Consider the following 15219-nt stretch of genomic DNA (forward strand, 5'->3'; position numbering starts at 1 on the left):
CCCGCGTCAATCTGCGATATCATGGCTCTGGCATATACATACAGTGTTGTCTGTAAATGCCTTCTTGCCCAATCCGCCCGCGGCGGAAGCGGACAGCCTCCTTCATGTCCAACTATTCCGATCCTCGCGCCGACACGTCGCTGAAGCTGTGCGAACACTGCGATGCCGTGTTTCGCCGGATCCGGCTCGACCCGGGCGAACGGGCCTATTGCCCGCGCTGCGGGACCGAGCTCTACCGGAACAACGACCGGCGCTACGGGGCCCTGCTGCCGGTGGTGCTGGCCAGCCTGATCGTCTTCATCTGCTGCAACGCCTTTCCCATCGTCACGATGGAGATCCAGGGCGTGAGCACGCGCACCACCGTCTGGGGCGCGGTCCGGGTGCTGGCGCTGGAGGACATGCTGTCGGTCTCGACCCTGGTCTTCGTGACGACCATGCTGATGCCGCTGGTCGAACTGGGGCTTCTGGCCTACCTGCTGGTGCCGCTGTGGCTGGGCCGGATCCCGGCCGGCTTCGGCCCGGTGGTGCGCCTTATCCGGCTGGGCCGGCCCTGGGGCATGATCGAGGTCTTCATGCTGGGCATCGTGGCCTCGCTGGTGAAGCTGTCCGCCATGGCGACCGTGATCCCCGGCGTGGCGCTGTGGGCATTCGGGGCGCTGACCGTGCTGCTGGCGGTCGTGGTCAGCTTCGATCCCGCCGACCTGTGGGAACACGCCGAGGCCATCGAGGCCGGCTACCCGCCTGCCGCGCAGGAGCGGCCATGAACCCGGTGCGCACGGCGGAGCAGGCGGGCGTGATGGAGTGCCCGCAGTGTTCGGCCATCCATCCGCGCCGGCGCGGCGGCAGCGCGTGCGACCGCTGCGGCGCGGCGCTGCACCTGCGCAAGCCCGACAGCCTGCGCCGCACCTGGGCCTTCCTGCTGGCCGCCATGGCCCTGTACCTGCCGGCCAACATCCTGCCCATCATGACCACCGGCACGCTGCTGGGCTCGCAGACCAACACCATCCTGAGCGGCGTCGTCTATCTGTGGCAGGACGGCTCCTATTTCGTCGCCGCCGTGGTCTTCTGCGCCAGCATCGTCATTCCCATCTTCAAGCTCGCCGTGTTGCTGATGCTCGTCATCACGGTCCAGGTGCGCTCGATCTGGCGGCCGGTCGAGCGCACCCGCCTGTACGGCATGGTCGAAGCCGTGGGGCGCTGGTCCATGGTGGACGTGTTCGTGGTCGCGCTGCTGGCCTCGCTGGTGCGCCTGGACGCGCTGGCCACCGTCCGGCCCGAGCCGGGCGCGATCGCGTTCGGCGCGGTGGTGGTGCTGACCATGCTTGCCTCGATGAGCTTCGATCCTCGCCTTATCTGGGACCCCCTAGACGCCCATGACAAACAAGCCTGATATCCCTCCCGGCGCGACGCCGGGCGAACCGGCGCGCCGCCGTCCCAGCCGGTGGCTGCCGTCGCTGGTCTGGCTGATTCCCATCGTCGCGGCCATCGCCGGCCTCTCGTTCGCCCTCAACAGCTGGTATGCCCGCGGGCCGACCATCGACATCACCTTCCGCTCGGCCGAAGGCATCGAGGCGGGCAAGACCAAGGTCCGCTACAAGGACGTCGACATCGGCCAGGTGAAGTCCATCGAACTCGCGAAAGACCGGTCGCATGTCATCGTCGAGGTCGAGCTGACCGCCAACGCCTCCGGCTTCGCCGTCGAGGACAGCCGCTTCTGGGTGGTCAAGCCGCGCATCGCCGCCAGCGGCGTGAGCGGCCTGGGCACGCTGCTGTCGGGCGCCTATATCGGCGTGGATGCGGGACGTTCCCAGGAACGCGAGGACTCGTTCACGGGCCTGGAGGTGCCGCCCATCGTGACGGCCGACACGCCGGGCAAGCAGTTCGTGCTGCATGCCGGCGACCTCGGTTCGCTCGACATCGGTTCGCCGGTGTATTTCCGCCGCGTCAACGTGGGCCAGGTCGTGGCCTATGACCTGGACCAGAACGGCAAGGGCGTGACCGTGCGCGTGTTCGTCCGGTCGCCCTACGACAGCTTCGTCACGACCAGCACCCGGTTCTGGCATTCCAGCGGCGTCAACCTCAAGCTCGATGCCGACGGCCTGAAGCTTCAAACCGAATCGATCTCTACCGTGCTGCTGGGCGGCGTCTCGTTCATCGATTCGCCCCATTTGCCGCCGGGGCAGCCGGCGCAGGACGACGCCGTGTTCCAGCTTGCCGGCAACCAGGATGACGCGCTCAAGGTGGAAGACGGTCCGCCGACCAGCGCGGTGATGTACTTCGAACAGTCGGTCCGGGGCCTGTCGCCCGGCGCGCCGGTCGATTTCCGCGGCGTGGTCATCGGCGCCGTCCGCTCGATAGGCATAGAATTCCGCCGCGACACCAATTCCTTCCGGCTGCCGGTGGTGGTGGACTTCTACCCCTCGCGCCTGGGCCTGCGCCGGACTGGCGAGCCGGGCGCGCTGGATGAGGATGCGGAACGCCGCCTGATGGACGTGCTGGTTCGCCGCGGCATGCGCGCCCAGCTGCGCAACGGCAACCTGCTGACCGGGCAGATGTACATCGCCATCGACTTCTTCAAGGGCGCGCCGCTGCCGGCCAACATGGGCCGCAGCCAGGGCCTGGACGAGTTCCCGACGATACCGGGCGCCTTCGACGAATTGCAGGGCAAGCTGGCGGACATCGTGGACAAGATCGGCAAGGTGCCGTTCGACACCATCGGCCGCGACCTGACGGCGGCGCTGGCCGGCATGCGCGAGACCATGGCGTCGGCCGACAAGCTCGTGAAACGGCTGGACGGCCAGGTCGCCCCGGAGATCGTGGCGACGATGGAGGATGCGCGCAAGACGCTCAAGGCCGCCGAAGGCACGTTCTCGGCCGATGCCCCCATGCAGCAGGACCTGCGGCGCGCATTGCGGGAATTGATGCGCACGGCCAATTCGCTGCGCCAGTTGACCGACTATCTGGAAGAGAACCCGCAGTCGCTGCTGCGCGGAAAGCCCAAGGAAGAACGATGAAGACATTCGTGCTGGCCATGGCGGCGCTGGCCGCGGGACTGTCGGGATGCGCCGCGCCGGTCGCTCCCGACATCTATACGCTACAGGCCCCGTCCCGGGAAGCGGTCGCCGTGCCCTCGGCCGGACCGGCCATGGTGATCGACCTCGCCCCCGTGGCGCTGCCCGAACGCCTGCGCCGCCGCCAGATCGTGCTGCGCGAGAATGGCGCGAAGGTGCAGATGCTGGAGGGGCAGCGATGGTCCGCCACGCTGGGGGACGAGCTGCAGGATGCCCTGTCTTCGGCGCTCCAGGGCCGGCTGCACGCGGTGGACGTGGCCAAGGGCGGCGTGGCGGGCAAGCCCGCCTACCGCATCAACGTCGAGTTCTCTCGCCTGGATGCGCGCCTGGGCGGACCGGTGGAAGCCACGGTGGCGTGGTCGGTCAAGCCCTCGGCGGGTGGCGCGGGGCAGGTCTGCCTGGGCCGCTTCGAGCAGGCCGCGGCCGGCGGGTCGGTCGCCGACGTGGTGGCGGCCCACCAGGGCCTGGTCGCCCTGGTGGCCGATGCCATCGCCGCCAGCGTGCGCGCGGTGCCGAACGGCGGCCAGGCGCCGTACTGCGCGGCGGGATAGGGCCGGCGAACCGGCCCGGGGGCCTCAGGCGATCGTCCTGGCCTTGCGCACGCTGTCGATCAGCGAGCTGCGCAGCAGGAACTGGCGGTGCCGCTGCGGGTCGTCGGCGATCCTGCGGATGTCGTCCAGCGCCTGCGCGCGCACGGCGGGATCCTTCTCCTCCAGGCGCTTCTTGTTGTTGACCGTCTGCTGCTGCACGAACTCGATGTTCATCTGCCGGCGCCGGCGTTCGTAGCGATCGAAGACCGACGCGTCTTCCTCGCCCCGCTCGACGGCGGACAGCATGTCCACCAGCTCCATGGCATCGTGGATGCCGCAGTTCAGCCCCAGGCCGCCGATGGGGTTGTTGACGTGCGCGGCGTCGCCCGCCAGGAACACCCGGCCCTGCCGAAAGCTTGCCGCCACCCGCTGGTGGACCCGGTAGATGCTACGGTGCAGCACCTCGTAGGGCTCGGCCCTGGGGAACACGTGGGCAAGGCGGCGGGCCACCGCTACGTCGCTCAGGGCCTCTTCGTCGGTCTCGTCCACGCCTGACGGAAACACCGCGCGCCAGCGGCCCTGCATGTCGTCTCCCGAGATCTTGAACAGATTGGTCCAGGCGTCCGGGTGGGCAAGGTAGTTGCGATAGCAGCAGCCCATCAGGCGCTCGAAGTCGTCCTTGACCGTGATGACGATGAAGCGCTCGGGCCAGGTCATGCCTTCGAACGGGATGTCCAGGGCCTTGCGCAGCGCGCTGCGGCCGCCGTCCGCCGCGATCACGTAGTCGGCCTCGATGCGCACCTGTCCGTCGGGCGCCTGGGCGGTCAGGGTCACGCCGTCGTCGGTCTGCGAGACCGCCGTGATGCGGTGCTCGAAGTGGACCGCCGCGTCCGCATAGGTGCGCAGCTTCTCGATGCCCATGTTGCCGAGCTTGTGCTGCTCGGTCTGCACGACGAAGGGGTAGGGCGTCTCGTCCTTCAGGACCTCGTGGTCGAACTGGGCCACCATGGTCTGTGCGGCCTGGTCCCAGAACTGGAAGTAGCGCGCCGTCAGGCCTTCCTTGACGAAGCGGTCGATCAGCCCCACGCGGGCGATCATCTCCAGGGTCGAGCTATGAGTGGTGGCGGCGCGGGGGCTGTCGTCCACGCGCGACTCGGCTTCGTACAGCGAGACCCGGAAGCCCTGCTGCACGGCGGCCAGCGCCGCGACGACGCCGACCGGACCGGCACCGACGATGGCGATGTGCTTGCTCATTCAATGGCCTCCGGTGGAGTAGTCCTGGGGAATATCGCAGCGGGCGACGCGGACCGGGCGATTGCCGGCCGGGGTGTTGCGGCTCTTGCCGACGAAGCGCGGGACGCCGTCGGTCACCACGGCCGCCACGGCAGCGATGTCGCCGTTGCGCAGGGCATCCAGCGGATCGTCCTTGGACCCGCCCACGCAGGCGTCCAGCAGGACCACGTCGGCATCCTTGCCCGGCTTCAGGAAGCCGCTGTTGATGCCATAGACCCGGGCGTTGTTGCCGGTAGCCGCCGCGATGGCCCATTCCACCGGCATGTCGGTCAGGCTGGCCAGGTGGGTGATCGTGTACATCATGCCGAGCGGCATGATGCCGCTGCCGGTGGGCGTGTCGGTGGCGATCAGGAAACGGTCGAACTGATCGGCCTTGCGCACCATGTCGCCCAGCATGAGCGTGGTGCGCAGGTTGCCCGCGGTGCAGACCTGCAGCGCGATTTCCGATTCATACACCATTTTGGGAAAGCCTTCGTCGGGCATGGCCACGGGGCCGCCGTTGACGTGGAACGAGACATGCGGGTTCATGGCGATCAGGTGCTCGGCCCAGATGCCCGACGATCCGGGTATGGACGAGCCGCCGGTATGCACGGTGGTGATCATGCCGTGCTTGCGGGCCCAGCCTATGGCCTGCACGTAGTCATACGGGGTCTTGACCGCGCCGAAGCCGGCCTTGGCCAGCCACACGCCCTGCGCGGCGATGTCGGCGAAGTCCTGTTCCACCAGGCCGGGTTCGATGATGATGGAGCCGGCGTACACGCGCATGCCGCCGGGACGGTAGTCCTGGAAGCAGCGCTGGGCGGCCACCGCCAGCGCCTTGACGCCGGCCGGGTCCTTGGGGCGGCCGGGCGTGTGCACTTCCGAGGCGGTGATGCCGGTGGTGACCCCGCCGTGCACGTAGCTTTCCAGGAAGCCCACGGTCTTCTGCCGCGGCGTGTAGTCGCCGAAGGTGTTGTGCACCTGCGAGTCGATCAGGCCGGGGATGGCGGTGGTGCCGGCGGCGTCGATGACCACGTCGGCGCTCTCGACTTCCGCCGGACTCAGCGTGCCGACCTTGGCGATCAGTCCGTCCTGCATCAGGATGGCGTCGCCCGAGGCGTAGGGCTCGCGCCATTCGCCGGTCAGTATCCGGCCCAGGTTGACGATGGCGAGTTTCATCGTGCGCTCCTTAAACGAGTCCGTCCTTGCCCTGCACGTCCCGCAGCCGCAGGCCGCCCACGCGGGCGTTGAGCCGCTCGCGGTTGGAGACCGCGAACACCAGCGCGATCTCGTCGGGCAGGGGGCCGTCGGCGAAATACAGCGTCATGGCGTTATAAAGCGAGCGCACGTACAGCGCATCCTTGGAGGCGAGCGGCACGTCCAGCACCGTGCCCGGGCCGCCGATCTTGGTCACCGACGAGATCCAGGCCTTGCCGCCGCCGATCTCCTTGCGCAGGGGTTCGGCCGACGCCGTCGTCAGCAGCGCGTTGGCATGTTCCTGTTCGCCGCCCAGCCCGACGACGCCGGCCTTGCCGTACGACAGGATGGGGTGGTCGCCATAGGCCGCGCGCAGCCGGGCGGCCATGCGGGCGCCCAGTTCGGGGCTGGCCTCGATCATCGGCGACAGGTCTTCGACGTATCGGCCGGCGTAGGGGTTTTCCACGAAGGCCACGATGGCCGCCTTGCGCAGCGATGCGTCGGCCGGCCGGCCGGCTTCCTCCAGCTTCTCTTCCACGATCGCCTGCCACCTGCGTACTTTCAATTGCATGTGTCGCTCCTGACGTCAGCCACCCTCGGGGCGAGGGTTCCAAATTCTTGTTGAACCGAATGTTCGACGATGTTATTGTCATACAATCATAAAGTCAATGAAGGCCAGGAGGGCTCTATGCGCGGACGCGCCATTCTGTTCTCGGAGATGAAGCCGGCCCCCGAGTGGGAAGAGAAGTTCAACCGCTGGTACGACACCGAACACATCCCCATCCGCATGGGGCTGCGGGGTTTCGTCAGCGCCCAGCGGTACGCGGCGCCCGAGCGCAACTATCTGGCCGTCTACGAAATGGACGACCTGGCCGCGCTGCGCACCGTCGCCTACCAGGCCATCAAGCAGCACCCGTCCGAGGAAACCGCCTGGATGCTGCGCAACGTCTCCGGCTTCACGCGCTACCTGTGCGAGGAAATCGGCAGCGCGGGCGATGCCTCGCCCGAAGCGCTCGATGCCCCGGTGCTGTATGCCGTCTGGTTCAACGTGCCGGGCGAGCACCTGGCCGATTTCGATGCCTGGTACGAACAGGACCACGTGCCGCTGCTGCTGGAGTGCCCGCAGTGGCGCGCGGTGCGGCGCTTCCACGTCAAGGACGGCGAGCCGGGCCGCTACAACCGGCTGGCGCTGCACTACCTGGACGACGTCGGGGCGCTGGAGTCGCCGGCCCGCGCGAAGGCCCGCGCCACGCCCTGGCGCGCCCGCCTGGCCGACCAGCCCTGGTTCAAGGGCGCCTACGACCTGTTCGACCGCCATCAGGCCCGGCAACTGCCGCCGCTGTGACCGGAGACGACACCATGGACCTGAAGATATCTCCGCGCTCGGTGCAACAGGAAACGGTGCGCCTGGTCCGCGAAGCCATCACCAGCGGCTACTTCAAGCCGGGCGAGCGGCTGGTCGAGGCCAAGCTGTGCAGCCTGCTGGGCGTCAGCCGGACTTCCGTGCGCGAGGCGCTGCGGGTGCTGGCAACGGAAAAGCTCATCACCATCGTGCCCAACAAGGGGCCGTCGGTGGCCGAATTGAGCTGGGAAGAGGCCGAGAACATCTATCACTTGCGCGCGCTGCTCGAAGGCGAGGCCGCCGCGCTGGCGGCCGGACGCGTCAAGCCGGACGACCTGCGCCGCATGCGCGAGGCGCTCGACACCTTTGCCGCGGCCGTCGACCAGCAGGATTGGAAGACGCGCATCTCGGCCACGGCGGATTTCTACGAAGTGATCATCCAATGCTGCGGGAACGCGGTCATGGGCGAGGTGCTGCACGGCCTCTTGACCCGCATCAACTTCCTGCGGGCCCGGACCATGGCCAGCCCGGGCCGCGCCAAGCACAGCGTGCGCGAGCTCGAAAGCATCTATGACGCGCTGGAAAAAGGCGACGCCCGCGTGGCGCGCGCCGTGGCCGTGGCGCACGTGAAGGCGGCCGAGGCCGAAGCGCGCGACGTCTACCGGGAAATGAATCACGCAGCCTGATTTTTCAACCACGCACGGCGGGGGATGGCATGAAAATGAAGTGGCGATTTGCAGGAGTTCTTCTTTCACTGGCCATGGCGGGGGCCGCGCACGCGGCATGGCCCGAGCGCGCGATCACGCTGGTCGTGCCATTCGCCGCCGGCGGCAATACCGACAGCATCGCGCGGATCACCGCCGAGTGGCTGACCGCCAAGCTCAAGCAGACGGTGGTGGTCGACAACCGGCCCGGCGCCAATGGCGCGATCGCCGCCGATTACGTGGCGCGGGCCAAGCCGGACGGCTACACCTTGTTCATGGCGACAGCGCCGCAGATGGCCATCGTGCCGTACTTGCAGAAGGTGCGCTACGACCCGATCAAGGATTTCGCGCCGGTGTCGATCGTGGCGACCAACGAGTTCGCGCTGGCGGTGCATCCGAGCTTCGCGGCGAAGACACTGCCCGAACTGGTGTCCTACGTGAAGGCGCATCCTGGCCAGGTGGCGTATGCCTCGGCGGGCAGCGGGTCGGTCAGCCATCTGACGATGGCGATGTTCGTCAAGCGTGCGGAGCTGTCGATGATCCACGCGCCGTATCGCGGCGGCGCGCCGGCGATCGCCGACGTGGTGGGCGGGCAGGTGCCGATGTATTTCGCGAACGTGGCCGAGGTGCTGCCTTATTCGACCACGAACCGGCTGCGCATCGTCGCGACTTCCGGCACCAAGCCCTCCGCCGACCTGCCGGGCGTCAAGACCGTTGCCGAGCAGGGCTATCCGGGCTTCACGACCGAGACCTGGAACGGCGTGGCGGCCCCGGCCGGCACGCCTGCCGAGATCGTCAACAAGCTTGCCGATTCCCTGGCCGAAGCGGGACGCAATGCCGAGTTCGGCGCCAAGCTCGCCGCCATCGGTGTCAGCGTGCTGTGCAATACGCCCGAGGAGTTCGCCAGGAAGCTGGTCGCGGACAACAAGTTGTGGTCCGCTGCGGTCAAGGAGTCGGGCGCGTCGCTGGACTGAGTCAGAACCGTTCGTCGGGCCGCAGATAGCGCCATTGCCCGGGCGGCAGGTCGCCCAGCGCCACGCCGCCGATGCGCACGCGCTTCAGGCCCACCACCTTCAGGCCGACCAGTTCGCACATGCGGCGGATCTGGCGTTTCTTGCCTTCGCGCAGCGTGAAGGACAACTGGTCGTCGTTCTGCCAGCGCACCACGGCCGGCCGCAGCGGCTTGCCGTCCAGCGACAGGCCATGGTTGAGCCGCTTCAGGTCGCCGTCGGGCAGACGCCCAGGGCGCGTGTACTGGACGCGGACCAGATATTCCTTGTCGACGGTGGAGTCCTCGCCGATCAGGTGCTTGGCAATGCGGCCGTCCTGGGTCAGCACCAGGAGGCCGACCGAATCGATGTCCAGCCGTCCGGCCGGCACCAGGCTGCGCAACTGGCTGGGCTGGAAGCGGGTGGGCGAGCGGTCCCCGGTCCAGCGCGTGCTGGCCTTGACCAGGGTCACGGCCGGCTGGTAGCCGTCCTCGGCCTGGCCGCTGACGTAGCCGACCGGCTTGTTCAGCAGGATCGTGACCCGCTGTGCCTGTTCGGCGCTGGCCTGGCGTTCGATGGTGATCTTCTGGCTGGGCAGCACCTTGCTGCCCAGCACCGAGACCACCGCGCCGTCCACGCGCACCCAGCCACGGCTGATCCATTCATCCGCCTCCCGGCGGGAGCAGAGTCCCAGTTCGGACATGCGTTTGGACAGGCGGACGGGTTCGGACATGCTGGCCACGGTAAGGAATCGATGCGGAGGCGCTAGTGTAGTGGATGCGCCGTGGCCGCCGCCCGGCGGGTTAAGCTTGCGCCTTTGCCCGGCTGCCTTCCGCGATTTCCCGTCATGAGCGACATCGATCCCATCCTGTTCCCGAACGACGACCGTGCCCAGGCCGAGGCGGCTATCGCCGCCGTGGAGGCCGCCACCGTCCGCCACGAGGCCGAGCATGCCGGCACGCGCGTCGTCTGGCGCTCGGCCGGGCAGGGAAGGCCGCTGGTGCTGCTGCACGGCGGGCACGGCAGCTGGCGGCACTGGATACGCAATCTGGCGGCGCTCGCGCAGCGTCACACCGTGTGGGTGCCGGACATGCCTTCATTCGGCGAATCCGGAACGCTGGCGCCGCCCGCCGACCTGAACCACCTGGTGGCGACCACGGCTGCGACGCTGGATCAGCTCGTGGGGGCCGACACGCCGATCGACCTGGCCGGCTTCTCGTTCGGCGGCCTGTGCGCGGTCCACCTGGCTGCCCGGCGCGGGCACGTGGCGCGCCTGGCCCTGCTGGGCGCCGCCGGCCACGGCACGCCGCGCCGGCAGAAGGCCGCGATGGTCAACTGGCGGCTGGCAAGCGGCGAGGCGGCGCTGCTCGAGGACCTGCGCCACAACCTGCGCGTCCTGATGCTGCACGACGAACACAGCATCGACGCGCTGGCCGTCGCGGTGCACCGCCAGGCCTGCGAGGCCACGCGCTTTCGCAGCAAGGCCCTGTCGCAGAGCGGTCCCACCAAGGGCATCCTGGACGGCTTTTCCATGCCCATCCTGTTCGCCTGGGGCGAGCATGACGTGACCGCGCATCCGGACCGGGTGGGGCCGTGGTGGGTCGACGGCCGGCCCGAGCGCCAGTGGCGCGTCGTTCCCGATGCCGGGCACTGGGTGCAGTTCGAGCAGGCGGAGGCGACGAACCGGATGCTGCGGGCGTTCTTCGACTGAGGTTGCGTGGACGCACCCTCAGCGCCCGGCCAGCAGCGGATACGGATTGATCGCACCCCCGGCCGCATAGATGCCGTAGTGCAGGTGCGTAGGGGTGCCGCGCGCATTCCCGCTGTTGCCCACATAGCCCAGCGGCATCCCGGCCTGTATGCGCTGACCCGGCCGCAGGTCGGCATAGCGTTCCAGGTGGGCGTAGTAGTGCATCTGCCTGCCGGGGCCCATGACCCACACCGTGTTGCCGCCCAGCGAGTTGGGGCCGATCCGGGTCACGATGCCTTCCGTGGCCGACAGCACGGCGGTATTGCGGCGGGCGAAGATGTCGATGCCTTCGTGGTGCCGCCCGTCGGCGCGCGGGGCGTTCCAGGTGTCCCGCAGGTCGCGCGAGCGCACTCCCTCGACCGGCACGGGCAGGCGCGATGGGGCGGGCATCGTCGCCAGCCTCAGCCCGTACAGGGGGATCTCCAGCGCTGGGCGTACGATGGGCCAGCCCAGCCATAGCGCCGCGGCCGCCAGCGTCCAGGCCAGCAGCCGGCGGCGCCGCCGGCGGGGCGGTGCCCAGGAGGGGGAAGCGTGCGTAGCCATGGTTTTCCGCCGTCCGCAAGAACGGTGCCCGCCACTTGCCGAAGCGGCCGGCCCCTGCTACGATATATTTTATGAACTACGCTTCCACGTATTTTTACTTTTACTTTTTTGGATTTCCAAAGCCGCTGGCGGAGGAAAGGAAGCGTCGTATCTAACGGATTCCTGCCCCAAAAAAGCCGCCAGCGTCCTGGCGGCTTTTTTTGTGCCTGGACGAAACGGTGGGGCAACCCCCCAAGACATGTACACCAGACATCATTGAAATCCAGGAGAGGATCGTGTCCCACAACACCGACGACTTGCGCATACGAGAAATCAAGGAGCTGGCTCCGCCTTCGCACCTGATGCGCGAGTTTCCCTGCACCACCAACGTCTCGGAGACGGTCTACTCCACCCGGCAGGCGCTGCACCGCATCCTGCACGGCATGGACGACCGCCTCGTGGTGGTGATCGGGCCGTGTTCCATCCACGACACCAAGGCCGCCCTGGAATACGCCTCCCGCCTGAAGGCCGAGCGCGACCGCTTCGCCGGCGAACTCGAGATCGTGATGCGGGTGTACTTCGAGAAGCCCCGCACCACGGTGGGCTGGAAGGGCCTGATCAACGACCCCGACCTGGACGGCAGCTTCAACATCAACAAGGGCCTGCGCACCGCCCGCCAGCTGCTGCTGGAGATCAACGCCCTCGGCTTGCCTGCGGGGTGTGAATATCTGGACATGATCACGCCCCAGTACATCGCCGACCTGGTTTCCTGGGGCGCCATCGGCGCGCGCACCACGGAAAGCCAGGTCCACCGCGAACTCGCGTCCGGCCTGTCGTGTCCCGTGGGCTTCAAGAACGGGACCGACGGCAACATCCGCATCGCGGTCGACGCGATCAAGGCGGCGTCCCAGCCCCACCATTTCCTGTCGGTGACCAAGGGCGGCGTGTCGGCCATCGTGTCGACCAATGGCAACGAGGACTGCCACGTCATCCTGCGCGGCGGCAAGGCGCCCAACTATGACGCGGCCAGCGTGGAAGCCGCTGCCCAGGACATGGCCAAGGCCGGCCTGGCCCAGCGCGTGATGATCGACGCCAGCCACGCCAACAGCAGCAAGAAGCCCGAGAACCAGCCCCAGGTGCTGGACGACGTGGCGCGCCAGATGGAAGCGGGTGACAACCGCATCATCGGCGTGATGGTGGAAAGCCATCTGGCGGCTGGCCGGCAGGACCTGGTTCCCGGCAAGCCGCTGGTCTACGGCCAGAGCATCACCGACGGCTGCATCGACTGGGATGCCTCGGTGCAGGTGCTCGAACGCCTTGCGCAGGCGGTGCAGGCGCGCCGGCTGGTGGCGACCAGCAGCGGCAAGTAGCAACAGGCCCCGGGGCTAGCCACCCCGGGTGCGGCCCGAGCGCCACAGGACTTCCGGCGTGCCGGCGTCCTGGTTGATGGCGCGGGCCAGTACGAACAGCAGGTCCGACAGGCGGTTCAGGTATTGCCGCACCGGCGCGTGGACGGTCTCGACGCGGGCCAGCGCCACCACAGCGCGCTCGGCCCGGCGGCACACGGTGCGGGCCATGTGGGCCAGGGCCGCCGGCCGGCTCCCGCCGGGCAGCACGAATTCGCGCAGCGGCGGCAGCCGGGCGTTGTAGTCGGCCAGCAGGCCGTCCAGGTGCGCCACGCGGGCCTCCGCCAGCAGGGCCTGTCCGGGCATGCTGAGTTCTCCCCCCAGGTCGAACAGGTCGTGCTGGATGTCCAGCAGGTCGTGCGCGATGTCCTGCGGCAAGGCTTCGGTCGCCAGCAGGCCCAGCGCGCTGTTCAGTTCGTCCACGTCGCCGATGGCTGCGATGCGCGGCGAGTCCTTGTCCACCCGCGGCCCGGTCGCCAGGCCGGTGGTGCCGTCGTCGCCGGTGCGCGTGGCGATCACGCTCAATCGATGTCCCATGAATGCTCCATGATCAGGGTGCTTCCGTCTTTTTTCTTTTCAACTGGCTGGGCGAGTAGCCGTAGAACTGCCTGAACGCGTGGGAATAGGCGCCTTCGCTGGAATAGCCCAGCTCGACGGCGATGTCGAGCATGCGGCGCCCCAGGCTGTGCAGCTCGATCGCGCGCGTCATGCGGGCATGGTTGCGCCATTGCTGGAACGACAATCCGGTCAGCTTGACGAAGATGCGCTGCATCGTCTTTTCGCTGGCCCCGGCCTGCGCCGCCCATTCCGCCAGCGTCCGGCCATCCGACGGGTCCGCTTCCAGCGCCCGGCAGATCTGGGCGATGCGCGCGTCCTCGGGAATGGGCAGGCCGGCCGCCACGCGCGGGGCCTGGCGGATCTCGTCCAGGATCACCTGGGTCTTCCAATGGCGCGATGGCGCGTCGGCGTGCGAGGTGTCCCAGCGCCCCGCGTCGAAGATCAGCTCCCGCAGCAGGGGGCTGATGCCGGTCACGGAAAAGGCCGGCTCGGCATACATGGCCGCGTCCACGTACACGCTGTGATACCGGTAGGGGCGCTCCATCAGCACCGCGTGGGGAAGGTCGGGCGGGATCCAGGCGGCGCGGCTGGGGCCGAGCCGGACCAGGTGGTGCTCGGTCTGGAGCAGCGTGGCGCCGCGTTCGGGATACAGCAGTTGTCCGCAGGCGTGCGTGTGGAGCGAGGTCTCGCCCGCCTGGCCTTCGCGCACGACGACGCACAGCGGCTCGCCCGCCATGTCCACGGGCAGGAGTACGGGCAGCGGATTCATGTGTCGGTTCTTCGTCGAAAACTGACGGTTTCTCGCCAGTGGAGGAGGCGGGCGATTCCTATAGTGCCGGCAATACCACGGAGGAACGTCATGTTGAAAATCACTCGCCGGCGGTTGGGCGCGGCCTTGGCCGTCGCGGGGGTCGTCTGGAGCGCGGCCGGCTACGCGCAACGCTATCCGGAAAAGCCTATCACTATCGTGGTCGCCTATCCACCGGGCAGCGACACCGACGTCATGGCGCGCCTCTATGCCGAGAAGCTCGCGCCCCGGGCCGGGCAGCCCGTGCTGGTGGTCAACCGCGCGGGCGCGTCGGGCATGCTGGGCAGCAGCCACGTGGCGCATGCGGCGCCGGACGGTTATACCCTGTTGTTCGCGCCCTCGACCTTCGCCACGGCGCCGCTGGTGCTCAAGCAGGCCGGCGCCGCCGGCTACGATCCCGTGGCGGACTTCAAGCCGGTCATTCAGATGACGACGTCGTCGCTGCTGCTGGTCGCCCATCCCGGTTCGGGCTTCAGGAAGCTGGGCGACATCGTCGACGCCTCCCGCCGCGGCCAGCGGATCTCCTACGGCACCTCGGGATCCGGATCGCCCATGCACATCGTGGGCGAATGGCTGAACCGGTCGGCGGGGACGGGATTGCAGCACATTCCGTACAAGGGCGTCGCGCCGTCGGTGACGGACGTCGTGGCGGGCCACATTCCGGTCGCCCTTGTGACGATCGGGCCGGTCAGGCAGTATCTCAAGGCCGGCAAGCTGACGGCGATCGCGGTGGCGGATCCCGACCGCACGCCGTTCCTGCCGGAAGTGCCGTCCATCGCCGAATCCGGGTATCCCGACGTGCGCCTGCGCGCCTGGAACGCGTTCTTCGCGCCGGCGGGCACGCCGGCGCCGGTGGTGGCGTGGCTGAACGACAAGCTGGGGCAGGTGCTGGCGCTGCCCGAAGTGGGGGAGGCGCTGGCGGCGTTGTCGGCGGTGCCGGCAGGAGGCTCGCCCGGCAAGCTCGGGGCGCAGGTGGCCGCCGACTACCGGCAACTGGGGCGGCTGATCGACGAATTGAAGATCCAGGCCGATTGACGGCCGGCGATCGTTCCATCTTTCCAGGAGGCCTT

The 15219-nt window shown here is 68.3% G+C and carries 17 protein-coding genes; 10 read left to right on the top strand and 7 right to left on the bottom strand.

What is annotated here, in order from left to right:
* Positions 1 to 104: 104 nt before the first annotated feature.
* The 4 genes from EGT29_RS06310 to EGT29_RS06325 are packed head-to-tail and all read left to right on the top strand — an operon-like array spanning position 105 to position 3622.
* Positions 105 to 764: a paraquat-inducible protein A gene (locus EGT29_RS06310; RefSeq protein WP_124688214.1), complete on the top strand. Its 660-nt coding sequence runs from the start codon at positions 105 to 107 to the stop codon at positions 762 to 764.
* Positions 761 to 1390: a paraquat-inducible protein A gene (locus tag EGT29_RS06315; RefSeq protein WP_124688215.1), complete on the top strand. Its 630-nt coding sequence runs from the start codon at positions 761 to 763 to the stop codon at positions 1388 to 1390. The genes EGT29_RS06310 and EGT29_RS06315 overlap by 4 nt, the downstream gene beginning before the upstream one ends.
* The gene (locus tag EGT29_RS06320; RefSeq protein ID WP_124688216.1) at positions 1374 to 3014 is read left to right on the top strand and encodes an intermembrane transport protein PqiB; all 1641 of its coding nucleotides are present in this window, start codon (positions 1374 to 1376) and stop codon (positions 3012 to 3014) included. The genes EGT29_RS06315 and EGT29_RS06320 overlap by 17 nt, the downstream gene beginning before the upstream one ends.
* The gene (locus EGT29_RS06325; protein ID WP_124688217.1) at positions 3011 to 3622 is read left to right on the top strand and encodes a membrane integrity-associated transporter subunit PqiC; all 612 of its coding nucleotides are present in this window, start codon (positions 3011 to 3013) and stop codon (positions 3620 to 3622) included. Before EGT29_RS06320 ends, EGT29_RS06325 begins: the two co-directional genes overlap by 4 nt.
* A 24-nt stretch (positions 3623 to 3646) precedes the next feature.
* On the opposite strand, the gene EGT29_RS06330 is transcribed toward EGT29_RS06325, so the two are convergent.
* From EGT29_RS06330 to EGT29_RS06340, 3 genes are read right to left on the bottom strand one after another with little or no spacing between them, the layout of a single operon-like run.
* Positions 3647 to 4855 carry an NAD(P)/FAD-dependent oxidoreductase gene (locus EGT29_RS06330; protein ID WP_124688218.1) on the bottom strand — a complete coding sequence of 403 codons (1209 nt, stop codon included), beginning with the start codon at positions 4853 to 4855 and terminating at the stop codon, positions 3647 to 3649.
* Entirely contained in the window at positions 4856 to 6052 is a 1197-nt protein-coding gene (locus tag EGT29_RS06335; RefSeq protein ID WP_124688219.1) for an amidohydrolase family protein, read from the bottom strand.
* Positions 6053 to 6062: 10 nt separating this feature from the next.
* The gene (locus tag EGT29_RS06340) at positions 6063 to 6641 is read right to left on the bottom strand and encodes an amino acid synthesis family protein (RefSeq protein WP_124688220.1); all 579 of its coding nucleotides are present in this window, start codon (positions 6639 to 6641) and stop codon (positions 6063 to 6065) included.
* A gap of 117 nt (positions 6642 to 6758) precedes the next feature.
* On the opposite strand from EGT29_RS06340, the gene EGT29_RS06345 reads away from it, so the two are divergent.
* The 3 genes from EGT29_RS06345 to EGT29_RS06355 are packed head-to-tail and all read left to right on the top strand — an operon-like array spanning position 6759 to position 9090.
* Positions 6759 to 7415, top strand: coding sequence for a DUF4286 family protein (locus EGT29_RS06345; RefSeq protein WP_124688221.1), 657 nt, complete (start codon positions 6759 to 6761; stop codon positions 7413 to 7415).
* 14 nt (positions 7416 to 7429) lie between these two features.
* Complete coding sequence (locus EGT29_RS06350; protein WP_124688222.1) at positions 7430 to 8098, top strand: GntR family transcriptional regulator; 669 nt, start codon at positions 7430 to 7432, stop codon at positions 8096 to 8098.
* Between the two features lie 35 nt (positions 8099 to 8133).
* Entirely contained in the window at positions 8134 to 9090 is a 957-nt protein-coding gene (locus EGT29_RS06355; RefSeq protein ID WP_161567716.1) for a tripartite tricarboxylate transporter substrate binding protein, read from the top strand.
* Position 9091: 1 nt separating this feature from the next.
* Here the strand turns inward: EGT29_RS06355 and EGT29_RS06360 are convergent, their stop codons facing one another.
* Complete coding sequence (locus EGT29_RS06360; protein WP_124688224.1) at positions 9092 to 9838, bottom strand: pseudouridine synthase; 747 nt, start codon at positions 9836 to 9838, stop codon at positions 9092 to 9094.
* A 114-nt stretch (positions 9839 to 9952) separates the two neighbouring features.
* On the opposite strand from EGT29_RS06360, the gene EGT29_RS06365 reads away from it, so the two are divergent.
* Positions 9953 to 10816: an alpha/beta fold hydrolase gene (locus EGT29_RS06365; RefSeq protein ID WP_124688225.1), complete on the top strand. Its 864-nt coding sequence runs from the start codon at positions 9953 to 9955 to the stop codon at positions 10814 to 10816.
* A gap of 18 nt (positions 10817 to 10834) precedes the next feature.
* Here EGT29_RS06365 and EGT29_RS06370 read toward each other — a convergent pair whose 3' ends face one another.
* Positions 10835 to 11398 (bottom strand): M23 family metallopeptidase, encoded by a 564-nt coding sequence (locus EGT29_RS06370; RefSeq protein WP_124688226.1) that lies wholly within the window; start codon positions 11396 to 11398, stop codon positions 10835 to 10837.
* Positions 11399 to 11673: 275 nt separating this feature from the next.
* On the opposite strand from EGT29_RS06370, the gene aroG reads away from it, so the two are divergent.
* Entirely contained in the window at positions 11674 to 12747 is a 1074-nt protein-coding gene (aroG, locus tag EGT29_RS06375; protein WP_124688227.1) for a 3-deoxy-7-phosphoheptulonate synthase AroG, read from the top strand.
* 15 nt (positions 12748 to 12762) lie between these two features.
* Here aroG and EGT29_RS06380 read toward each other — a convergent pair whose 3' ends face one another.
* Both EGT29_RS06380 and EGT29_RS06385 read right to left on the bottom strand, forming a co-directional pair.
* Positions 12763 to 13320 carry a cob(I)yrinic acid a,c-diamide adenosyltransferase gene (locus EGT29_RS06380; RefSeq protein WP_124688228.1) on the bottom strand — a complete coding sequence of 186 codons (558 nt, stop codon included), beginning with the start codon at positions 13318 to 13320 and terminating at the stop codon, positions 12763 to 12765.
* A 13-nt stretch (positions 13321 to 13333) separates the two neighbouring features.
* On the bottom strand, positions 13334 to 14110 hold the full coding sequence (locus EGT29_RS06385) for an AraC family transcriptional regulator (RefSeq protein ID WP_124688229.1): 777 nt from the start codon (positions 14108 to 14110) through the stop codon (positions 13334 to 13336).
* A gap of 90 nt (positions 14111 to 14200) precedes the next feature.
* Here EGT29_RS06385 and EGT29_RS06390 point away from each other — a divergent pair, with 90 nt between their 5' ends.
* Positions 14201 to 15184, top strand: coding sequence for a tripartite tricarboxylate transporter substrate binding protein (locus tag EGT29_RS06390; RefSeq protein ID WP_124688230.1), 984 nt, complete (start codon positions 14201 to 14203; stop codon positions 15182 to 15184).
* The last annotated feature ends 35 nt before the right edge of the window (positions 15185 to 15219 follow it).

Source organism: Pigmentiphaga sp. H8 (genome assembly GCF_003854895.1).
In the GTDB taxonomy this organism is placed as follows: domain Bacteria; phylum Pseudomonadota; class Gammaproteobacteria; order Burkholderiales; family Burkholderiaceae_B; genus Pigmentiphaga.